The 19,312-nt window shown below is 63.6% G+C and carries 19 protein-coding genes; 8 read left to right on the top strand and 11 right to left on the bottom strand.

What is annotated here, in order from left to right; genetic code table 11:
* Positions 1–135: 135 nt before the first annotated feature.
* The 5 genes from NKI61_RS28235 to NKI61_RS28215 all read left to right on the top strand — a co-directional run bounded on the left by NKI61_RS28235 (position 136) and on the right by NKI61_RS28215 (position 5,509).
* Positions 136–1,134 (top strand): ABC transporter ATP-binding protein, encoded by a 999-nt coding sequence (locus NKI61_RS28235; protein ID WP_023831169.1) that lies wholly within the window; start codon positions 136–138, stop codon positions 1,132–1,134.
* Positions 1,135–1,354: 220 nt separating this feature from the next.
* Positions 1,355–2,320 (top strand): ABC transporter permease, encoded by a 966-nt coding sequence (locus NKI61_RS28230; RefSeq protein WP_352841885.1) that lies wholly within the window; start codon positions 1,355–1,357, stop codon positions 2,318–2,320.
* The gene (locus NKI61_RS28225; RefSeq protein ID WP_023673416.1) at positions 2,310–3,125 is read left to right on the top strand and encodes an ABC transporter permease; all 816 of its coding nucleotides are present in this window, start codon (positions 2,310–2,312) and stop codon (positions 3,123–3,125) included. Before NKI61_RS28230 ends, NKI61_RS28225 begins: the two co-directional genes overlap by 11 nt.
* A gap of 104 nt (positions 3,126–3,229) precedes the next feature.
* On the top strand, positions 3,230–4,657 hold the full coding sequence (locus tag NKI61_RS28220) for a gamma-aminobutyraldehyde dehydrogenase (RefSeq protein ID WP_023821499.1): 1,428 nt from the start codon (positions 3,230–3,232) through the stop codon (positions 4,655–4,657).
* Between the two features lie 153 nt (positions 4,658–4,810).
* Entirely contained in the window at positions 4,811–5,509 is a 699-nt protein-coding gene (locus NKI61_RS28215) for a hypothetical protein (protein WP_352841883.1), read from the top strand.
* A 28-nt stretch (positions 5,510–5,537) separates the two neighbouring features.
* On the opposite strand, the gene NKI61_RS28210 is transcribed toward NKI61_RS28215, so the two are convergent.
* The 11 genes from NKI61_RS28210 to NKI61_RS28160 form a co-directional block, all read right to left on the bottom strand.
* A complete protein-coding gene (locus NKI61_RS28210) occupies positions 5,538–5,852 on the bottom strand; it encodes a hypothetical protein (protein WP_286489065.1) in 315 nt (104 codons plus the stop codon).
* Between the two features lie 55 nt (positions 5,853–5,907).
* Positions 5,908–6,270, bottom strand: coding sequence for a nuclear transport factor 2 family protein (locus NKI61_RS28205; protein WP_352496887.1), 363 nt, complete (start codon positions 6,268–6,270; stop codon positions 5,908–5,910).
* Between the two features lie 76 nt (positions 6,271–6,346).
* Entirely contained in the window at positions 6,347–6,826 is a 480-nt protein-coding gene (locus NKI61_RS28200) for a carboxymuconolactone decarboxylase family protein (protein ID WP_023688798.1), read from the bottom strand.
* Between the two features lie 109 nt (positions 6,827–6,935).
* Positions 6,936–8,489, bottom strand: coding sequence for an alpha/beta fold hydrolase (locus NKI61_RS28195; RefSeq protein WP_352841881.1), 1,554 nt, complete (start codon positions 8,487–8,489; stop codon positions 6,936–6,938).
* A gap of 134 nt (positions 8,490–8,623) precedes the next feature.
* Positions 8,624–8,938: a formate dehydrogenase subunit delta gene (locus tag NKI61_RS28190; protein ID WP_023688796.1), complete on the bottom strand. Its 315-nt coding sequence runs from the start codon at positions 8,936–8,938 to the stop codon at positions 8,624–8,626.
* Entirely contained in the window at positions 8,928–9,755 is an 828-nt protein-coding gene (gene fdhD / locus NKI61_RS28185) for a formate dehydrogenase accessory sulfurtransferase FdhD (RefSeq protein ID WP_023702665.1), read from the bottom strand. The genes NKI61_RS28190 and fdhD overlap by 11 nt, the downstream gene beginning before the upstream one ends.
* Positions 9,755–9,979 carry a hypothetical protein gene (locus NKI61_RS28180; protein ID WP_023688794.1) on the bottom strand — a complete coding sequence of 75 codons (225 nt, stop codon included), beginning with the start codon at positions 9,977–9,979 and terminating at the stop codon, positions 9,755–9,757. Before NKI61_RS28180 ends, fdhD begins: the two co-directional genes overlap by 1 nt.
* 32 nt (positions 9,980–10,011) lie before the next feature.
* Positions 10,012–12,924 (bottom strand): formate dehydrogenase subunit alpha, encoded by a 2,913-nt coding sequence (gene fdhF, locus NKI61_RS28175; RefSeq protein ID WP_352841879.1) that lies wholly within the window; start codon positions 12,922–12,924, stop codon positions 10,012–10,014.
* A 10-nt stretch (positions 12,925–12,934) separates the two neighbouring features.
* On the bottom strand, positions 12,935–14,491 hold the full coding sequence (locus tag NKI61_RS28170) for a formate dehydrogenase beta subunit (RefSeq protein WP_023673426.1): 1,557 nt from the start codon (positions 14,489–14,491) through the stop codon (positions 12,935–12,937).
* Positions 14,488–14,967, bottom strand: coding sequence for a formate dehydrogenase subunit gamma (locus NKI61_RS28165; protein ID WP_023738147.1), 480 nt, complete (start codon positions 14,965–14,967; stop codon positions 14,488–14,490). The genes NKI61_RS28170 and NKI61_RS28165 overlap by 4 nt, the downstream gene beginning before the upstream one ends.
* A gap of 194 nt (positions 14,968–15,161) precedes the next feature.
* Positions 15,162–16,061: a LysR family transcriptional regulator gene (locus NKI61_RS28160; protein WP_023688790.1), complete on the bottom strand. Its 900-nt coding sequence runs from the start codon at positions 16,059–16,061 to the stop codon at positions 15,162–15,164.
* A 158-nt stretch (positions 16,062–16,219) separates the two neighbouring features.
* Here NKI61_RS28160 and NKI61_RS28155 point away from each other — a divergent pair, with 158 nt between their 5' ends.
* The 3 genes from NKI61_RS28155 to NKI61_RS28145 all read left to right on the top strand — a co-directional run bounded on the left by NKI61_RS28155 (position 16,220) and on the right by NKI61_RS28145 (position 19,137).
* Positions 16,220–16,861 (top strand): DUF47 domain-containing protein, encoded by a 642-nt coding sequence (locus NKI61_RS28155; protein ID WP_023755757.1) that lies wholly within the window; start codon positions 16,220–16,222, stop codon positions 16,859–16,861.
* Positions 16,862–16,864: 3 nt separating this feature from the next.
* Positions 16,865–17,869, top strand: a complete 1,005-nt coding sequence (locus NKI61_RS28150) for an inorganic phosphate transporter (protein ID WP_023688789.1) — start codon at positions 16,865–16,867, stop codon at positions 17,867–17,869.
* Between the two features lie 77 nt (positions 17,870–17,946).
* Positions 17,947–19,137: an Mrp/NBP35 family ATP-binding protein gene (locus NKI61_RS28145; protein ID WP_286440766.1), complete on the top strand. Its 1,191-nt coding sequence runs from the start codon at positions 17,947–17,949 to the stop codon at positions 19,135–19,137.
* Positions 19,138–19,312 lie beyond the last annotated feature (175 nt).

The raw sequence follows: 19,312 nt of genomic DNA, 5'->3' as shown, positions 1-19,312 counted from the left end.
GCTAGTCACCCCCACCCGCGGCTTCGCCGCGACCTCCCCCATCGAGGGGGAGGTGAAGTGCCGTGCCCGCTGGCCTGATTGGTGGCGGCAAGAGCTATTTCGACGAACCACAAACCGGCAACAGACGGACAGCCCATGACATCGGCCGTTTCCTTCCAGAAAGTCTCTCGCCATTTCGGCAGCGTGCGCGCCGTCGATGCGGTCGATCTCGACATCGTGCCCGGCGAGTTCTTCGCCATGCTCGGTCCGTCGGGGTCAGGCAAGACGACCTGCCTGCGCCTCATCGCCGGCTTCGAGCAGCCGACATCGGGCTCGATCTCGATCTTCGGCGAACGCGCCGAGGGCGTGCCGCCCTATCGCCGCAACGTCAACACCGTGTTCCAGGACTACGCGCTGTTTCCGCATTTGAACGTGCTCGACAATGTCGGCTACGGGCTGATGGTCAAGGGCATCGCCAAGCCGCAACGACAGAAGGCGGCGGAAGAAGCGCTGTCGCTGGTGCGCCTGCCGGGCTATGGCGCCCGCCGTCCCGGCCAGCTCTCCGGCGGCCAACGCCAGCGCGTCGCGCTGGCCCGTGCGCTGGTCAACCAGCCCAAGGTGCTTTTGCTCGACGAGCCGCTCGGCGCGCTCGACCTCAAGCTGCGCGAGAACATGCAGGAAGAGCTGAAGTCGCTGCAGAAGGCGCTCGGCATCACCTTCGTCTTCGTCACCCATGATCAGGGCGAAGCGCTGTCGATGGCCGACCGCGTTGCCGTCTTCAATGACGGCAAGATCATGCAGATCGGCACGCCGGAAGAAATCTACCAGCGGCCCAGGACACGCTTCGTCGCCGATTTCGTCGGCTCATCAAATGTGTTGCCGCCGGATTTCGTCCACCGCTATTCCGGTGAGCACCGCTGGGGCAGCCTGCGTCCCGAATCCATCCGCATCGGCAGCATTGCGAAAGGCGAAGGGGTTGCCGCGCGCCTGGTCGGAACCAACTATCTCGGCGCTACCACAAAACTGGCGTTGGACGCTGATGGCCTGAGGCTGCACGCCATCGTGCCGGCCGGCACGAAACTGCCGGCGGAAGGCGAAGCGGTGGTGCTGACGTTCAACCGCGAGCATTTGCATTTGATGGACGAGCCGGCATGATTGAGGTTTGCGCCAAGCACCCCCCTCTGTCCTGCCGGACATCTCCCCCTCAAGCGGGGAGATTGGCTGTTCCTCCCGGTTTCGCCAATCTTCAACGTTGGGGATTTGGCGGGGCAGCGAACCTGCTGATCTCCCCCCTTGAGGGGGAGATGTCCGGCAGGACAGAGGGGGGTGTGAAGGAACGCGGCTTCTCAGGGTTCCTTCAGCACGCGGTCGCCCCATGACCATCGCCGCGCTCGACTCAACCTCCGCCCCCGCCATCCTGCCCGGCAGCGGTGGCATGCGCGGCGCACTGTCGGACCTTTTCTGGCGCAAGCCGCAACTGCTGCTGTTCCTCATGCTGGCGCCGCCGGTGCTGTGGTTGGGCGTCGTCTATATCGGTTCGCTGTTCGCGCTCTTGGCGCAGAGCTTTTTCTCGATCGACGAGTTCTCCGGCCTCATCAACCACGAATTCACGCTGAAGACCTATGGCGACCTGTTCCAGCCCGCCAATCTCGACATCATCCTGCGCACGGTGACGATGGCGGTGCTGGTCACGCTGGCCTCGGCCGTCATCGCCTTCCCGATCGCCTATTATGCGGCGCGCTATGCCCGCGGCCGCTGGAAGGCGCTGTTCTATCTCGGAATCATGCTGCCGCTATGGTCGAGTTACCTCGTCAAGATCTACGCCTGGAAGCTGATCCTCGCCAAGGAAGGCATTTTGACCTGGCTGCTCGCCAAATTGCATCTGCTCTGGGTGCTCGATGGCTGGCTGTCGCTGCCGGTCGTCGGCGGCAACTCTTTGTCGGTCTCCGCCACCGGCACCTTCATCGCTTTCGTCTATGTCTGGCTGCCGTTCATGATCCTGCCGGTGCAGGCGGCATTGGAGCGCGTGCCCGGCAATCTGGTCGAGGCGTCCTCCGATCTCGGCGCATCGCCGGGCCAGACCTTCCGCAACGTGCTGTTCCCGCTGGCGCTGCCCGGCATCGTCGCCGGCTCGATCTTCACCTTCTCGCTGACGCTGGGCGACTACATCATCCCACAGATCATCGGCACATCGCGGCTGTTCATCGGGCAGGCCGTCTATTCGCAGCAAGGCACAGCCGGCAACATCCCGCTCGCCGCAGCCTTCACCGTCGTGCCCATCGTCATCATGGGTTTCTATCTCTGGGGCGCCAAGCGCATGGGGGCCTTCGATGCGCTCTGACGGTTCGCAATCCGCTCCGCTCGGCCTCAAGATCGCTGCCGCCTGCGGCCTGCTGTTCCTGCATCTGCCGATCTTGTTGATCTTCGTCTACGCCTTCACCACGGAAGAGAAGAGCTTCGTCTGGCCGCCGCCGGGGCTGACCACACAATGGTTCGCCGTCACCTGGAACCGGCCGGATGTCTGGCAGGCGCTGTCGCTTTCGGTCCGTGTCGCCGCCATCTCGACCGCGATTGCCTTGATACTGGGCACGCTGTGCGCCGCCGCCGTGTCACGGACGAAATTCTTCGGCCGCGAGACGATCTCGCTGCTCGTCATCCTGCCGATCGCGCTGCCCGGCATCATCACCGGCATCGCGTTGCGCTCGGCCTTCTCGCTAGCCGACATCCCGTTCTCGTTCTGGACGATCGTGCTCGGCCACGCCACCTTCTGCGTTGTCGTCGTCTACAACAATGCGGTCGCCCGTTTCCGCCGCACTTCCGGCTCAATGATCGAGGCCTCGATGGATCTCGGCGCCGACGGCTTCCAGACCTTCCGGCACGTCGTGCTGCCCAACATCGCCACCGCTCTGCTTGCCGGGGGGATGCTCGCCTTCGCGCTCTCCTTCGACGAGGTCATCGTCACCACCTTCACCGCCGGCCAGCAGCAGACCGTGCCGATCTGGATGCTGGAAGAGCTGATCCGCCCACGCCAGCGTCCGGTCACCAATGTCGTCGCCATGGTCGTGGTGCTGGTGACGCTGCTGCCCATCCTTGCCGCCTATTACCTGACCCGCGACGGCGACCAGATCGCCGGTTCGGGCAAATGAAGAACAGCGAATAGGGAGTAGCGAATAGCGAATAGGGAGATTGCACGACCAGCCCTATTCGCTACTCGCTATTCGCTACTCGCTCCTGACCAAGGAGAACCCGCATGGACACCCAGATGCTGATCGGCTCGAAGTTCGAGAACGGCACCGACACCGAGGAGCCGATTCTGAATCCAAAGACCGGGGCGACCATTCTCAACCTGCCTGAAGCCAGCCAGGCGCAGATCGAGGCGGCTGTTACTGCCGCCGGGCGAGCGTTCGTCTTGTGGTCACGCACAACGCCGGCGCAGCGCTCCGGCTATCTCCTCAAGATCGCCGACCGCATCGAGGCCAACGCGCGGGAGTTCGCGGCGCTCGAGGCGCTGAATTGCGGCAAGCCGATCAACGCCGTGCTCAATGACGAAATCCCGGCGATCGTCGACTGCTATCGCTTCTTTGCCGGCGCGGTACGTTCGATGCCGGGCGTGGTCGCCGGCGAATATCTGCCCGGCCACACCTCGATGGTGCGGCGCGACCCGATCGGCATCGTCGCTTCCATCGCGCCGTGGAACTATCCACTGATGATGATGGCCTGGAAGCTGGCGCCGGCCATTGCCGGCGGCAACACCGTCGTCTTCAAGCCGTCGGAGCAGACGCCGCTGACGGCGCTGAAGCTGGCCAGGATCCTGGCCGAGGTTCTGCCCGAGGGCGTCGTCAATGTCGTGCTCGGCCGCGGCGACAGCGTCGGCAACACGCTGATCAATCACGCCAAGGTCAACATGATTTCGATCACCGGCGACGTCGCCACGGGCAAGAAGGTGCTGCAGGCCGCCGCCAAGTCGGTCAAGCGCACGCATCTGGAACTCGGCGGCAAGGCGCCGGTCATCGTTTTCGACGACGCCGACCTCGGCGCCGTGGTCAACGGCCTGCGCGCTTTCGGCTACTACAATGCCGGGCAGGATTGTACAGCCGCCTGCCGCATCTATGCCGGCAAGAAGATCTACGACAAGCTCGTCGCCGATCTCTCATCTGCCGTCTCGACCATCAAATACAACCAGCCCGATGACACCGAAAACGAGATCGGGCCGCTGATCTCGCGCCGCCAGCGCGATCGCGTCTCGAGCTTCGTCGAGCGCGCTTCGGAACTGAAGCACATCGAGATCACCACCGGCGGCAAGCCGGGCGCAGGCTCCGGCTTCTACTACCAGCCGACGGTGGTTGCCGGCGCGCTGCAGGAAGACGAGATCGTGCGCCGCGAAGTGTTCGGCCCGGTCGTTTCCATCACCCGCTTCTCCGAAGTCGATGAAGCCGTGAACTGGGCCAATGACAGCGACTACGGCCTGGCATCCTCGGTGTGGACCAAGAACGTCTCGCGCGCCATGGCGACGGCCGCCCGTCTGCAATATGGCTGCACCTGGATCAACACCCATTTCATGCTGACCAACGAGATGCCGCATGGCGGGCTGAAGCAGTCCGGCTACGGCAAGGACATGTCTCTCTATGCGCTGGAGGATTATACCGCCGTTCGTCATGTGATGGTGGCGCATGGGTAGAGGCCGCCACTATCTCTAAAATATTCGCCACCGCGTTTTCTGTATATTAAGCGTGAGTAACCTTTGCGGTACGGCGGGAGTTCACGATTTACTGAATATTCAACCTGAACGAGCAGCCTCTTGCCGGGAAACCGCGCGGCGAGGGGTTTGCGCATGAACACGACCAAGATCAAGCTGGTACTCATTGGCGGCTTCTGTCTGCTGATCGCTGTGTTCGGCGGCAAGGACATGATCAAGAAGAGCGGCTGGCCCGAGGCGCCTGCTGAAATCCTCGCGGTCAATGTCGAATGCGACATGGAATCGACCGCCCACAAGATTGTCTACAAGACCGTCAGCACCGCCACGATCCCGTGCGAACTGGTGGATGCGTTCAAGACGGTCCATGCTGACAAAGAGTGGAAGGTGACCCAGAAATTCACCGGCACCTTGCGCGTCGGCACCGGCGCCGACGCCGTCGAGGCCACGATGGAGCTGAACAAGAACGGTGCCCGCGAACCGCAGGTCGGCGACAAGCTCACCGTCGTCCAGAACCCCGCCAACCCTACCCAGATCGAACACACCGGCATGACCGGCACGCGTTTGACGATCGTCATTGGGGCTGGACTGCTCGGCGCGTTGCTTCTCTATCTTGCTTTCAAACCCCGCCGGCGGCCGTCGGCCTCCGCCGTGGCGGGCAACCCTGCCGGAGATGCCGGCGCGGACCAGCGCGCGCGCCAGGCCGACGCCTTGATAGCGGCGGCCCTGGCCAAGCAGGCCACATTGCCCAATCAGCCAGCACGTGTCGCGGCTGCCGGATTGGCCAGGGAAGGGCGGTTCTCGGGGCAGCGGACGAGTTTCGGCCGCCGCAACTGATGGCCGAAAACCGATGCACCCGCCACCGCTACTCCACGATGCGATAGATGTTCCAAAGGCTGGTGCCCGACACGACGTAGGGCTCCATCTCCTTGCCCCATTTGGCGTGGGCGTCGATCTTGCCGATCCTGGCGAAGAAACCCTCCAGCTGGGCAAGGCTTTCGACCTGATGATGCGATTCGACCGTCGCTTCCCGAGCTCCGATCGAACCGGTCATGATCTGGAACTCGAGATCGGCAATGCCGACCTGAGAGCCGATCTCGCGTTCCCATTTCTTCAACAGGTCGAGCACGGTCTGCTTGTGCCCGAACTTGGCGTCGATCTGCCATCTGGCGCTGAACATTTTTGTCTCCTCCAGTTTTGCGGCCCAAACCGCGGTTGATCTTTTCGCGGTGCAACTACTCGTCCCAAGCCTGCACGACCGTCTGTCGTGCAATCCGCCCATTCTTCAGCTCCAGCATCGCCGCGCAGAACACTTTCGTTCCGTCCGGATAGACGCAGGCCTGGGTGAAGGCGAGATTGTCGCCGTCGGCGATGGTGGTGTCGACCTTGTGGGTCATCGCCCGGCTGCAGATGTCGTCCCAGAACGTGCTGATCGCCGCCCGGCCGCGGATCTCGCGCGGCTTGCTCGGCGGATTGTTGCGGTCGATCACCCGCACCAGCGCGTCGTCGGCATAGAAGCTCGCCAGCATCCTGCCGTCCCGTCCTTCGATCGCTTTCTTGATCGCCGCGCCGTCCACGCTTTGCGTCTTTGTCAGCATTTCTTCCTCCATGGCCCGTCGATCGGGCGGTTGATGATCAAGCACTGCCCGGCGCGCACCGCCGGGCGTTTGTCTTTCACTGCGACTTGGCTTTGACGGCTGCGAACACGCCGTCGGTCTGCTGTTTGAAGGTCGCGAAATCGACCTGGCTGCCGTTGAGCATCGTCGACCAGTGGCGAACGATGGCCGCCATCGCGATCGCTTCCTTGATCTCCTCATCGGTCGCGCCATTGAGCTTGGCGGCCTCGGTGTGGAAATAGATGCAGTACTGGCAGGGGATCTGCGAGGCGACGGCCAGCCCCAGCAGTTCCTTGGTCTTGCCGTCGAGCGCGGTCTTGGGGTTGAGCTGCACACCCTTGATCTCGGCCCAGGCGCCGGCAACCGCGACATCCGGCAGCGTCTTGAACATGTCCGGCACCGAGCCGAGCGTCGCCTCGATGTCCTTGTAGGCGGCGGCCGCCGAGGCATCCTCGGCCCTGGCGGGAGCGATCGTGAACAGCGCGCCAACGCCTGCCGCTATCACCAGCGATTTGATCGACCTGTTTGACTTCAGCATTGCATCCTCCATCCGCAGTGCCTTTCCCGGCGACATCCGCCTGGCCTGCATGGAGAGAATTGGTAGCCTCGACCCCACCTGGCCGCTTCGCCCGAAAGCGCCATGGTCCCTATGGCCCGTCCGGGCCAGCCTGCCTGGCGGAAAATGCCGCTGCCGCCGCCCGTGACGGCAAATCGAGCTTCAGCAATATGTTGGCGACATGACGCTTGACCGTATGCTCGCTGAGCCTCAGCTCGGCGGCGATCGCGGCATTGCTCTTGCCTTCGGCGATCAGGATCACCACCTCGCTTTCGCGCGCCGTCAGTTGAGCCGGCTCGGCGGCTTTCGCCTTGGAGCGGCAGGCCGGCTCCAGGTGCTGTTCCGACGTCGCCTGGACCAGCGCCAGCGGCTCGTCCAGCTCATCCACCGTGACACGCCCGGCATCGATGAAATGCAGGCCGGACCCCGCCGCCAGATCGGCGGCCAGCCGCGACGCCAGAATATCGCCGCGCCCGGCATGGGCGGCGATCTGCATCGTCACCCGTGCCATCAGCCCCACCGGCGGCCCGCGCATTTCGACCTCGCCGACATGGGCGCCCTGGGCGCTTGCAATGCCCATATGTTGCGCCGCATCGCGCAGTGCCGCCGCGCAGCGTATGGCCCGCGCCGGCCCGTCGAAGCGCGAGATCATCAATTCGCCATGGATGCCGGCAACGCGTCCGCCATGACGGCCGACCAGCTGCCGCCAGCTCTCCTGGAAGCGCTCGCTGCGTTCGCTCCACATGCGGTCGCCAACCCGCGCCGTGTCGTAGATGCGTGTCGCCAAAAGAGCGGCAAGCACGCGCTCCGCTTCGGCCACGGCACGCTCGCCGGTCAGGAATTCCTCGATCAGGTCGGCCACCCGGTCGACATCGCCGGTCCAGATCGGGTGGTCGCGCCCCGGGATCTCGACTAGTCGCGCATTCGAGATATTTTTCGCCAGAAAGCGGCTGGCGTCGGGGTCGACCCGCGCGTCGTTGCGGCGATGGATGAGCAGGGTCGGTGCGCCGATCGCCGAAAGCACGCCGCGCACGTCGATCCCGGCATTCATCCGGGCAAGAGCGGCCGCTGCCGTCGGACTGGCCGACAGCCGCTCGAAGCGGGCCCACCACTGGGTGAAATGCGCATCATCTACCCGGCCGGGAGCGAAGTTGGGCAGTGTGGCGCCCGTGCCCCATTCCGTGCCGGCCGTCGCGATGAAGGCCTCGAGGCGCTCCGGCGACATCACCCATTTGTGGAAATGCGCATAACCGCCATAGAGCGCCAGCGCTCGTGTCCGTTCCGGATAGGTGGCGGCAAACAACATTGCCATCGGCGCGCCTTCCGAAGCGCCGAGCAAGGCCGCGCGGCCGCTGCCGGTGGCATCCATCACCGCGCGCACATCGTCCATGCGGGTTTCGAGGCTGGGCAGGTGGCGTGGGTCGACGCGGTCGGACAGGCCGGTGCCGCGCTTGTCGAACAGGATCAGCCGCGAGAACGCCGAGAGCCGTTTCAAGAGCCTGGCGTAGCCCTCGTCTTCCCAATGCAGGTCGAGATTGGAGATGAAGCCGGGCACGAAAACCAGGTCAAACGATCCCTGGCCGACCACCTGATAGGCGATCCGCACGTCGCCGCTGAGGGCATATCGCGTCTCGATCGGCCTCACGTTGCTATCCCGCCCGGCCAGACGATCTCTGACCGCCGACCATAGCAGACGCCCGGCGGATGCGGCAGCCAAACTTTAGAAGACAGGAATATAGCCCGCGGCGAACCGTGTTCGCCCGCCATTTCTGGGGGAGGCTATTTCTGGGGAGCGGCGCTCTCTGCACCCGTGGGTTGGACGTAGCCGATGCTCACATCGGCCTGCTCCTCGGTCTTCGGCCGCTTGATCCTGGCCGAGGCCACGACGACGAGTTCGTCAAAACCTTCGCCGCCACTGTCCAGCATCTCGAAGAACTGCCGGCGCATCCTGGGCTCCCAGAACTTGTTGATGTGCTCGGCCACGCCCGCCACACCTTCCTCGCGGGGCCTTGAATGGAAGAAGGCGGCGATCTGGTTGGCCATGCGCACCAGCTTTTCCCCGGTGCTCGTGATGTGTTCTTCGTCATGCGACATGCTGGGCAACTCCCAAGACCACCCGTTCCGGGTGGGTGAAAACATCGAAATCGTCGCCGCGCACCAGCGCCACCAGCGTCATGCCGGCCTCTTCCGCGGTGCGGATGGCCAGTGCCGTCGGCGCCGAGACGGCGATGATGAAGGCCGAGCCGATCGCCGCCGTTTTCTGCACCATTTCGACCGAGACGCGTGATGTCACCACCACCGCGCCCGATGCACCGTCAATGCCGGCCTTGGCCAGCGCGCCGGCCAGCTTGTCCAGCGCATTGTGGCGGCCGACATCCTCGCGCGCCATGACGATGCCCTTGCCGGGGATGTAGAAGCCCGCTGCATGAACTGCACCGGTTTCCGAATGCAGCGGCTGCACCTTCGACAAAAGCTTGACCGAGCGAACGATGTCGTCAGCTTCAAGCGTAAGCTTGGACGCACCAACCTTGTCGACCGAGCGCATCGCTTCCTCGATCGATTCGATGCCGCATAGCCCACAGCCGACCGGACCGGCCAATCGCCTGCGTCGCGCCTCGAAGCGCGTATTGGCCTGGTCCTTCAACCGGATCTGGATGTCGATCCCGGCGCCATGGTCCTCGACCTCGATCGCCTCTATCTCGTCAGGCAACGCGATGATGCCTTCGGTCAGCGAGAAGCCGAGCGCAAAATCCTCGAAATCGGCGGGGCTCGCCATCATCACCGCATGTGTGGTGCCGGCAAACGAGAACGCCACCGGCGTCTCCTCCGGCACCATACGGTTGGCCGCCGCGGTGCCACTTGCACGGTGGGCGAGGCGAGAGATCTGGCTGATTGGCTGGCGGGAGCGCATCAGGGTCCCTTCATCCAATCCGGTGTCAGTTCCGGAACATCGCGCGCGATGGATTCATAGGCCTTATGATGCCCGTAGCCCATTATGTACGCGACAATGCGGCGAAGGTTGTTGAAATCCTCCTCGGAAGCATGTCCCTGGATATCGAACAAAAACTGGTTCAGGTCGGCGCCTTGCTTCTCACATAGGCGCAGAAGCGTTTCGTAGGCTTCCTTTTGAGTCACTCTTGTTTCCTCCGGCGGCGAGTCTACCCAGACTACTCCGCCGCCTGTAGCGGAGCGATGCGGCGGCTCTGCTCGGCCTGCTCGTTATAGTCGCGCTGCCAGTCCGAAGGTCCGTTCGACGCGCCGACCTGCACTGCGGTCACCTTGTACTCCGGACAATTGGTCGCCCAGTCGGAGAAGTCGGTGGTGATGACGTTGGCCTGCGTGTCCGGATGGTGGAAGGTGGTGTAGACCACGCCCGGCGACACCCGGTCGGTGATCAGCGCACGCAGCGTCGTCTCGCCCGAACGGCTGGTCAGCCGCACCCAGTCGCCATCGCGCAGGCCGCGGTTCTCGGCGTCGTGCGGATGGATCTCCAACCGATCTTCCGAGTGCCACATGACGTTTTCGGTGCGCCTTGTCTGTGCACCGACATTGTACTGGCTGAGAATGCGGCCGGTGGTCAGCAGCAACGGGAAACGCGGCCCGGTCCGCTCGTCGGTCGCGACATATTCAGTGCGGATGAACTTGCCCTTGCCACGCACGAAGCCATCCATATGCATGATCGGTGTGCCGAGCGGCGCCTTCTCGTTGCAGGGCCATTGCACCGATCCGACACGGTCGAGCAGCTCGAAGGACACGCCGGCGAAGCTCGGCGTCGTTTTTGCAACCTCGTCCATGATCTCGGAGGGATGCTGATAGTTCCAGTCCAGCCCGATCGCACGGGCAAGCTCCTGTGTCGCTTCCCAGTCGGCGTAGCGCGCCTTCGGCTCCAGAACCTTGCGCACCATGTTGATGCGGCGCTCGGCATTGGTGAAAGTGCCGTCCTTCTCCAGGAAGGTCGAGCCCGGCAGGAAGACATGCGCGTAGTTGGCGGTCTCGTTGAGGAACAGGTCGTGCACGACCACGCATTCCATCGCCGCCAGGCCGGCCGCGACATGCTTGGTATCAGGGTCCGACTGCAGAATGTCCTCGCCCTGGATGTAGATGCCCTTGAACGAGCCGTCGACGGCGGCATCCAGCATGTTGGGGATGCGCAGGCCGGGTTCGTCGTCGAGCTTCACCCCCCAAAGGCTCTCATAGATGTCACGCACCGCCTCGCCCGAGATGTGGCGGTAGCCTGGCAGTTCGTGCGGGAATGAGCCCATGTCGCAGGAACCCTGCACGTTGTTCTGGCCGCGCAGCGGGTTCACGCCGACGCCGGGACGGCCGATATTGCCGGTCGCCATGGCAAGGTTGGCGATAGCCATAACCGTGGTCGAACCCTGGCTGTGTTCGGTGACGCCAAGGCCATAATAAATCGCGCCATTGCCGTCCTTGGCATAGAGGCGCGCAGCACCCCGGATCAGTTCGGGGTCGACGCCGGACAGCTTGCCCACGATTTCGGGGCTGTTTTCCGGCAAGGCGACGAAAGAAGCCCAATCCTGGAACTCCGCCCAGTCGCAGCGATCGCGGATGAAGGCTTCGTCGAAAAGCCCTTCGGTAACGATGACATGCGCCAGCGCCGTCAGCACCGCCACGTTGGTGCCGGGCTTCAGCGGCAGGTGATAGTCGGCCTCGATATGCGCTGACTTGACCATTTCGGTGCGGCGCGGATCGAGCACGATCAGCTTGGCGCCCTGGCGCAGCCGCTTTTTCAGCCGCGAGGCGAACACCGGGTGCGCGGAAGCCGGATTGGCGCCGATGATGACGGCGACATCGGTGAAATCGACGGAATCGAAATCCTGCGTGCCGGCCGAGGTGCCATAGGTCTGGCCGAGGCCGTAGCCGGTCGGCGAGTGGCAGACGCGCGCGCAAGTGTCGACATTGTTGTTGCGGAAGCCTTGGCGCACCAGCTTCTGGACGAGATAGGTCTCTTCATTCGTGCAGCGCGAGGACGTGATACCGCCGATCGAGGTGCGGCCGTATTGATACTGGATACGGCGGAATTCCTTGGCCGTATGGGCGATGGCCTCTTCCCAACTCACCTCGCGCCAGGGATCGCTGACCTTTTCCCGGATCATAGGCGACAGGATGCGGTCCTTGTGGGTGGCATAGCCATAGGCGAAACGGCCCTTCACGCAGGAGTGGCCGTGGTTCGCCTTGCCGTCCTTGTAGGGCATCATGCGAATGACTTCGTCGTCCTTCACTTCGGCCTTGAACGAGCAGCCGACGCCGCAATAGGCGCAGGTGGTGACAGCGGAACGCTCGGGCATGCCTTTCTCAAGCACGGTCTTTTCACGCAGCGCATCGGTCGGACAGGCCTGCACGCAGGCGCCGCAGGACACGCATTCGGAGGCGATGAAATCCTCGTGCATGCCGGCGACCATGCGCGATTCGAAACCGCGGCCCTCGATCGTCAGCGCGAAGGTGCCCTGCACCTCCTCGCAGGCCCGCACGCAGCGCGAGCAGACGATACATTGCGCCGGATCATAGGTGAAATAGGGGTTGGACTCGTCGCGGGCGATGTAGTCGACCGCCAGCGAGCCATGGCCGGGCGCGACGCCGTTTTCCTGCTTGACGTGGTTGCGGCCCTCAATGCCGAAGCGGTTCTCGGTCAGGCCGACCGATTTCGCCACAACGTCGAACTCGCTGGCGCCGGTGCCGGCCTTCTCGTTCCAGCCGGTCGGGTGGTCGGAGACGTAAAGCTCCATGACACCGCGGCGGATGGCGTCGAGCCGCTCGGATTGCGTGCGCACCACCATGCCTTCGCCGACGGGGGTCGTGCAGGATGCCGGCGTGCCGCCGCGCCCGTCGATCTCGACCAGGCAGACGCGGCAGGAGCCGAACGAGTCCAGCATGTCCGTGGCGCAGAGTTTTGGGATCTCGACCCCGCCTTCCATCGCCGCGCGCATGATCGACGTACCCTCCGGCACGCTGATGCTGCGGCCGTCGACGATCAGCGTAACCTGCTTTTGCGCCTTCGATTCCGGGGTTCCGTAATCGAGTTCTTCGATGAGTGTCGGGAAGTCGGCCTTGATATTCATCTGCCAGCTCCTATTCAGCAGCCACGCGCGCCGGCGCGGGCTTGAAATCTTCGGGGAAATGGGTGATCGAGCTCATCACCGGATAGGGCGTGAAGCCGCCCAGCGCGCAGAGCGATCCGAACTTCATCGTGTTGCAGAGATCGGTGACCAGTGCCAGGTTCTTCTCCGGCTCGATGCCGGCGGCAAGCCGGTCGATGGTCTCCACCCCGCGTATCGAGCCGATGCGGCAGGGCGTGCACTTGCCGCAGCTTTCGATGGCGCAGAACTCCATGGCAAAGCGCGCCTGCTTCAGCATGTCGGCCGTGTCGTCGAACACGGTGATGCCGGCATGGCCGATCAGCCCGTCGCGCTTCGCGAACTCTTCGTAGTCGAACGGCGTGTCGAACAGGCCGCGCGGGAAATAGGCGCCGAGCGGGCCGCCGACCTGCACCGCCTTCACCGGGCGACCTGTGGCCGTACCGCCGCCGATATCGTCGACGATCTCGCCCAGCGTCATGCCGAACGCCGCCTCGAACAGGCCGCCGAACTTGACGTTGCCGGCGATCTGTATCGGGATCGTGCCGCGCGAGCGGCCCATGCCGAAATCCTTGTAGAAGGCAGCACCCTTGTCCATGATGATGGGCACGGAGGCCAGGCTGATGACGTTGTTGATCACCGTCGGCTTGCCGAACAGACCCTGGATTGCCGGCAGCGGTGGCTTGGCTCGCACCACGCCGCGCTTGCCTTCAAGGCTGTTCAGCAGCGAAGTTTCCTCGCCGCAGACATATGCGCCGGCGCCGACGCGGATTTCCATGTCGAAGGCGTTGGGCGAACCCAGCACGCTGACGCCGAGCACGCCTGCCTTGCGGGCGACCTCGACAGCCTTGTTCATGACAGCCACCGCATGCGGATATTCCGAGCGGATATAGACGAACCCCTTGGTCGCGCCGGTGGCGATGCCGGCAATCGTCATGCCTTCGATGAGCACGAAGGGGTCGCCCTCCATAATCATGCGGTCGGCAAAGGTGGCGCTGTCGCCCTCGTCGGCATTGCAGACGATGTATTTGCGGTCAGATGTCGTATCGAGCACCGTCTTCCACTTGATGCCGGTCGGGAAGCCCGCGCCGCCTCGGCCGCGCAAGCCCGATTCCGTGACCTGTTTGACGATGTCGAGCGGCGCCATGGCCACCGCGTTCTGCAGGCCCTTGAGCCCGCCCAGTGACTTGTAGGCATCGAGCGATAGCGGGTCGTTGATGCCGCAACGCGCAAAGGTCAGGCGCGTCTGCTTGGCCAGGAACGGGATTTTGTCGGGCGCGCCCAGCCAGCGCTTGTGATGCCCGCCGGTGAGAAAGCCGCTGTCGAACAGGCTCTTGACGTCCGATGGCTTGACCGGCCCGTAAGCGACGCGGCCCTTTTCGGTCGCGACCTCGACCATCGGTTCGAGGAAATAGGCGCCGCGCGAGCCGTTGCGGACGATCTTGGCCTCGACACCCCGTTCGGCCAGTTCCGCACGAACAGCCTTGGCGACTTTTTCGGCGCCGAGCGCCAGCGCGCCGGAGTCACCTGGAATGTAGATGCGCGGGATCATGAGCGTACCTCCGCGACGATCTCTTCGATCTTCTCGTCATCGAGCCGCCCGATCACCTCACCATCCAGCATCGCCGACGGTGAACAGGCGCACAGCCCGAGGCAATAGACAGGCTCAAGCGTAACCGATCCGTCGCGGGTGGTCTCATGGAAATCGATGCCGAGCAACTGCTTGACCTTTGCGGCGATCGCATCCGAACCCATCGACTGGCAGGCTTCCGCCTGGCAAAGCTTGAGCACATGCCGGCCAGCCGGCCGGGCACGGAAATCATGATAGAAGGTCACGACGCCATGCACTTCGGCCCTCGACAGGTTCAGCCCATCGGCGATGACGGGCACGGCGTCCTGCGGCACGTGGCCAAATTCTTCCTGGATCTCGTGCAGGATCGGCAGCAGGGGGCCTTCGAGGCCCTTCAACTCCTGGATGATCGCCGCCGTGCGCGACTGTATCTCGGTACTTGCAGGCTGCATCGTCACGCAGCGCCCTCCCTATCGTAGCGATCGATGCATATAATCGTCCAAAAGCATGAAGCGGTTTTGGAACAACGACATGCCTACGCCGCTTAAACGCTAAGTGCTTAAGAAATCAGAGAAAACCTCTGAAATCAATAAAGCGGTTTCGTTGCACGATAGAAAATTTCTATCGCGCCGATTGACCAGTTATGACTAGCTCAGCGATTGGCGCGGAAATCGTCTGCCAGCGCCATCGCCTCGTCCAGCAGCGCCTGCACCAGCGGCGTGTGCGGTTCGCGCGGCGCGGCGACCAGCCCGACCGTGTGGCTAGCATCCGGTTCGACGATCGGAATGGCCCGGATCGGCTCGGAAAAACCGAATGTTTCCGCCAGGTTGAGCGGCATGATCGACGACCATTTGCCTGTCCGTATGTGGGAGAACAGCACGATCATCGAGTTGGATTCCAGTGTCGGCCGCACCTGCACGCCGGCCTCGGCCAGATGCTGGTCGATGATGCGGCGGTTCTGCATGTCCGGCGTCAACAGGCAGAGCGGCAGCTGGCTGATTTCGGCCCATGTCACTTTGTCGCGATCCGAATAGGGATTTCCGACCGCCGTGATCAGCTGGTAGCGCTCGTCATAGAGCGGCACGCTGGTCACCCGTCCGAGAGGCTCGTTGTCGAGATAGGTGATGCCGGCATCGACGTCGAAATTGCCGAGCAGCGACAACACCTCGATCGAGGTGCGCGACAGGATAGAGAAGGTGACGCCCGGATGCTTCTCGCGAAATGGCGTCGTAAGCCGCGCCACCATGGCGAGGGCGGTTGGGATGGCGGCAATACGGATACGCCCGGACAGGCCATGTCGCGCCGCCCGCATCTCTTCGCGCATGGTCCTGGAATCGCCGACGATGCGACGCGCCCACACCAGCACCTGCTTGCCTTCCGGCGTCAGCCCCTGAAAGCGCGAACCGCGATTGACCAGCATGACGCCGAGCTGGCCCTCCAGCTGCTTGATCCCGGCCGACAAGGTCGGCTGCGTGACGCCGCACGCTTCCGCCGCCCGGCCGAAATGCTCCTCCTTGGCCAGCGCGATGAAGAATTCGAGCTTGTCGATCATACCATCCGTCCGTTCGTTGCACGCAAGGTCGGGGAAATTGCCTTTCGCCGCAAGCTCTACCCGCAATTGGCCATGCATCCACATCTTTGGGCCGGCTGGCTGTTTCCCCCGGCCGAACACGGCGCTATGTGGTTGGATGGAATACGAGGAGATCGGACATGCTGGGCTGGTTCCGCAAGCTTTTGCCGCGCGAAGATCGCTTCTTCGACCTCTTTGAACGGCATTCCCGCACCGTGGTCGGCGGCGCCGAGGCGCTGGAGCAGCTCCTGCAGGGCAAGGACATCGATCGTTGGTGCCAGAAGATCATCGATCTCGAGGACGAGGCCGATCATATCACGGCCGAAGTGCTGCTGGCGGTGCGGCGTTCCTTCATCACGCCCTTCGATCGCGGCGACATCAAGGACCTGATCCAGTCGATGGATGACGCCATCGACATGATGCACAAGACCGTCAAGACGGTGAAGCTGTTCGAAAAGAAGGAATTCGACCCGCTGATGCAGGAGATGGGTGGCGTCATCGTTGCCGCCTCCAAGCTGGTTGCCGAAGCGATCCCGCTGCTCAGCAAGGTCGGCACGCACACGGTACGCCTCAACGCCATCGCCGAAGAGGTGATGCGCGTCGAAAGCCGCGCCGACGATCTGCATGAGCAGGGATTGAAGGACCTGTTCAAGCGGCATGGCCGCAGCGATCCGATGGCCTACCTGATCGGCTCGGAGATCTACGGCCAGCTGGAGAAGGTGGTCGACCGCTTTGAGGACGTCGCCAACGAGATCAGCGGCATCGTCATCGAGAACGTTTAGGCAATGGAAGCCACCATCGCCTTTCCCGTGCTGATCGGCCTTGTCGCCGTCGCGCTGTTTTTCGATTTTCTCAACGGCCTGCACGATGCAGCGAACTCCATCGCCACCATCGTCTCCACCCGCGTGCTGAGACCGCAATATGCGGTCCTGTGGGCGGCTTTCTTCAATTTCATCGCCTTCATGTTCTTCGGCCTTCACGTGGCTGAAACTGTGGGAAAAGGTATCGTCGACGTCAGCATCGTCACGCCGGCGGTGATCTTCTCGGCGCTCGTTGGCGCCATCGTCTGGAACATCGTCACCTGGATTGCCGGCATCCCGTCCAGCAGTTCGCATGCCCTGATCGGCGGGCTCGTCGGCGCCGGCGTTGCAAAGGCTGGGCCCGGCGCCATCGTCTGGACCGGGCTTGGCAAGACGGTCGCCGCAATCGTCGTGTCGCCGGCGACAGGGTTTGTTCTGGCGCTGGTCCTGATCCTGGCCGTTTCCTGGCTGTTCGTGCGCCAGACACCGTTCGCCGTCGACAGCACTTTCCGCGTCATGCAGTTCTTTTCGGCCTCGCTTTATTCGCTAGGGCACGGCGGCAACGACGCCCAGAAAACCATGGGCATCATCGCCGTGCTGCTCTATTCGCAAGGTATGCTCGGCGGGACGTTCTACGTGCCGCTGTGGGTCGTCCTCACCTGTCAGACAGCACTGGCGCTCGGCACTTTGTTCGGCGGCTGGCGCATTGTCCACACGATGGGCTCGAAGATCACCCGGTTGAACCCGATGCAGGGCTTCTGCGCCGAGACCGGCGGCGCCATCACCCTGTTTGCCGCCACCTGGCTTGGCGTTCCCGTGTCGACCACCCATACGATCACCGGGGCCATCATCGGTGTCGGCGCTGCCCGTCGCGTCTCGGCCGTGCGCTGGGGCATTGCCGGCAACATCGTCATCGCCTGGATCGTCACCTTGCCGGCCACGGCTGCAATTTCGGCGCTCACCTACCTTGCGGTTGGCCTGGCAAGGTGAGGCGGACACTGTGGTGCTTGGAGTCGCTGCCAATCTGCACTATCTGAGCCGCAGCCAAACGCCTTAGGGAACAATGCATGTCCGTCACCAAGGAAATCGTCACCGAGCGTCTGAAGACGGTCAACGGGCCGGACTTCACCGGCAACATCGTCGACCTCGGCATGGTTTCGGAGATTTTCATCGCCGATTCGAAAGTGTTTTTCTCGATCACCGTTCCCGCCGCCCGTGCACAGGAGATGGAGCCGCTGCGCGCCGCAGCCGAGCGTGTCGTCAAGGCGATCCCTGGTGTCGCCGGCGCCGTCGTCGCGCTGACGGCGGAGAAGAAGGGCGGCGGCATGGAGGCTCCGGTTGCGTCGCGTCCCGCGCCCAGGCCGGCACCCCCGGCTGCGCCAGCCGCGCCGCGCCCAGCTCCACACTCTCCAGCCCCGCACGCCCCGGCCTCGGAAAGGTCGGGCAAGCGCGGCGTGCCCGGCATCGAGGCGATCATCGCGGTGGCGTCCGGCAAGGGCGGCGTCGGCAAGTCGACCACCGCCGTCAACATCGCGCTTGGCCTCGCCGCCAACGGTTTGCGTGTCGGCGTGCTCGATGCCGATATTTATGGCCCGTCCATGCCCAGGCTGCTCAACATCCATGGCCGGCCGCAGACCGTCGACGGCAAGATCCTGAAACCGATGGAGAATTACGGCCTTAAGGTGATGTCGATGGGCTTCCTCGTCGACGAGGAGACGCCGATGATCTGGCGCGGTCCGATGGTGATGTCGGCGCTGACGCAGATGCTGCGCGAGGTCGAATGGGGCCGCCTCGACGTGCTCGTCGTCGACATGCCGCCCGGCACCGGCGACGCCCAGCTGACCATGGCCCAGCAGGTGCCGCTGGCCGGCGCCGTCATCGTCTCGACGCCGCAGGATCTGGCGCTGATCGACGCCCGCAAAGGATTGAATATGTTCAAGAAGGTCGACGTGCCGCTGCTCGGCATCGTGGAGAACATGAGCTATTTCATAGCCCCCGATACCGGCAAGCGCTACGACATCTTTGGCCATGGCGGGGCGCGGCGCGAGGCCGAGCGACTCGGCGTGACCTTCCTCGGCGAAGTGCCGCTGGAAATGGGCATTCGCGAAAGTTCTGATGAAGGTGCTCCGGTGGTGGCGTCGAAGCCAGACAGCGCCGAGGCGAAGATCTATCGCGGCATTGCTTCGAAGGTCTGGGACCGGGTCAACGAAGAACGCGGCGCGGCCGAAGCGGCGGTGCCGAACATCGTGTTCGAGTAGCTCGGATAGTCCCTCCCCCTTGAGGGGAGGGTGGCCCGAAGGGCCGGGTGGGGTCCGCGGTGACACGCTCGACGCTATTTCTTTACAAGTCGAGGCAGCTCAACTCACGTTGAGGCAGTTGAGGCGACCCCACCCGCCTCGCTTCACGAGGCACCCTCCCCTCAAGGGGGAGGGG

It is taken from the genome of Mesorhizobium sp. M0514 (assembly GCF_040321145.1).
In the GTDB taxonomy this organism is placed as follows: domain Bacteria; phylum Pseudomonadota; class Alphaproteobacteria; order Rhizobiales; family Rhizobiaceae; genus Mesorhizobium.
Note: the sequence above shows the minus strand (reverse complement) of the source record. Positions and strands in the feature narration are given on the sequence as shown.

Bases quoted from the DNA above. Each gene is read 5' to 3' on its own strand.
- NKI61_RS28160 (WP_023688790.1), bottom strand. From the start codon at position 16,061: ATGATCGACAAGCTCGAATTCTTCATCGCGCTGGCCAAGGAGGAGCAT.
- fdhF (WP_352841879.1), bottom strand. From the start codon at position 12,924: ATGAATATCAAGGCCGACTTCCCGACACTCATCGAAGAACTCGATTAC.
- NKI61_RS28235 (WP_023831169.1), top strand. From the start codon at position 136: ATGACATCGGCCGTTTCCTTCCAGAAAGTCTCTCGCCATTTCGGCAGC.
- NKI61_RS28190 (WP_023688796.1), bottom strand. From the start codon at position 8,938: ATGTCGCATGACGAAGAACACATCACGAGCACCGGGGAAAAGCTGGTG.
- NKI61_RS28230 (WP_352841885.1), top strand. From the start codon at position 1,355: ATGACCATCGCCGCGCTCGACTCAACCTCCGCCCCCGCCATCCTGCCC.
- NKI61_RS28210 (WP_286489065.1), bottom strand. From the start codon at position 5,852: ATGTTCAGCGCCAGATGGCAGATCGACGCCAAGTTCGGGCACAAGCAG.
- NKI61_RS28220 (WP_023821499.1), top strand. From the start codon at position 3,230: ATGGACACCCAGATGCTGATCGGCTCGAAGTTCGAGAACGGCACCGAC.
- NKI61_RS28200 (WP_023688798.1), bottom strand. From the start codon at position 6,826: ATGCTGAAGTCAAACAGGTCGATCAAATCGCTGGTGATAGCGGCAGGC.
- NKI61_RS28155 (WP_023755757.1), top strand. From the start codon at position 16,220: ATGCTGGGCTGGTTCCGCAAGCTTTTGCCGCGCGAAGATCGCTTCTTC.
- NKI61_RS28150 (WP_023688789.1), top strand. From the start codon at position 16,865: ATGGAAGCCACCATCGCCTTTCCCGTGCTGATCGGCCTTGTCGCCGTC.
- fdhD (WP_023702665.1), bottom strand. From the start codon at position 9,755: ATGCGCTCCCGCCAGCCAATCAGCCAGATCTCTCGCCTCGCCCACCGT.
- NKI61_RS28205 (WP_352496887.1), bottom strand. From the start codon at position 6,270: ATGCTGACAAAGACGCAAAGCGTGGACGGCGCGGCGATCAAGAAAGCG.
- NKI61_RS28145 (WP_286440766.1), top strand. From the start codon at position 17,947: ATGTCCGTCACCAAGGAAATCGTCACCGAGCGTCTGAAGACGGTCAAC.
- NKI61_RS28225 (WP_023673416.1), top strand. From the start codon at position 2,310: ATGCGCTCTGACGGTTCGCAATCCGCTCCGCTCGGCCTCAAGATCGCT.
- NKI61_RS28215 (WP_352841883.1), top strand. From the start codon at position 4,811: ATGAACACGACCAAGATCAAGCTGGTACTCATTGGCGGCTTCTGTCTG.
- NKI61_RS28170 (WP_023673426.1), bottom strand. From the start codon at position 14,491: ATGATCCCGCGCATCTACATTCCAGGTGACTCCGGCGCGCTGGCGCTC.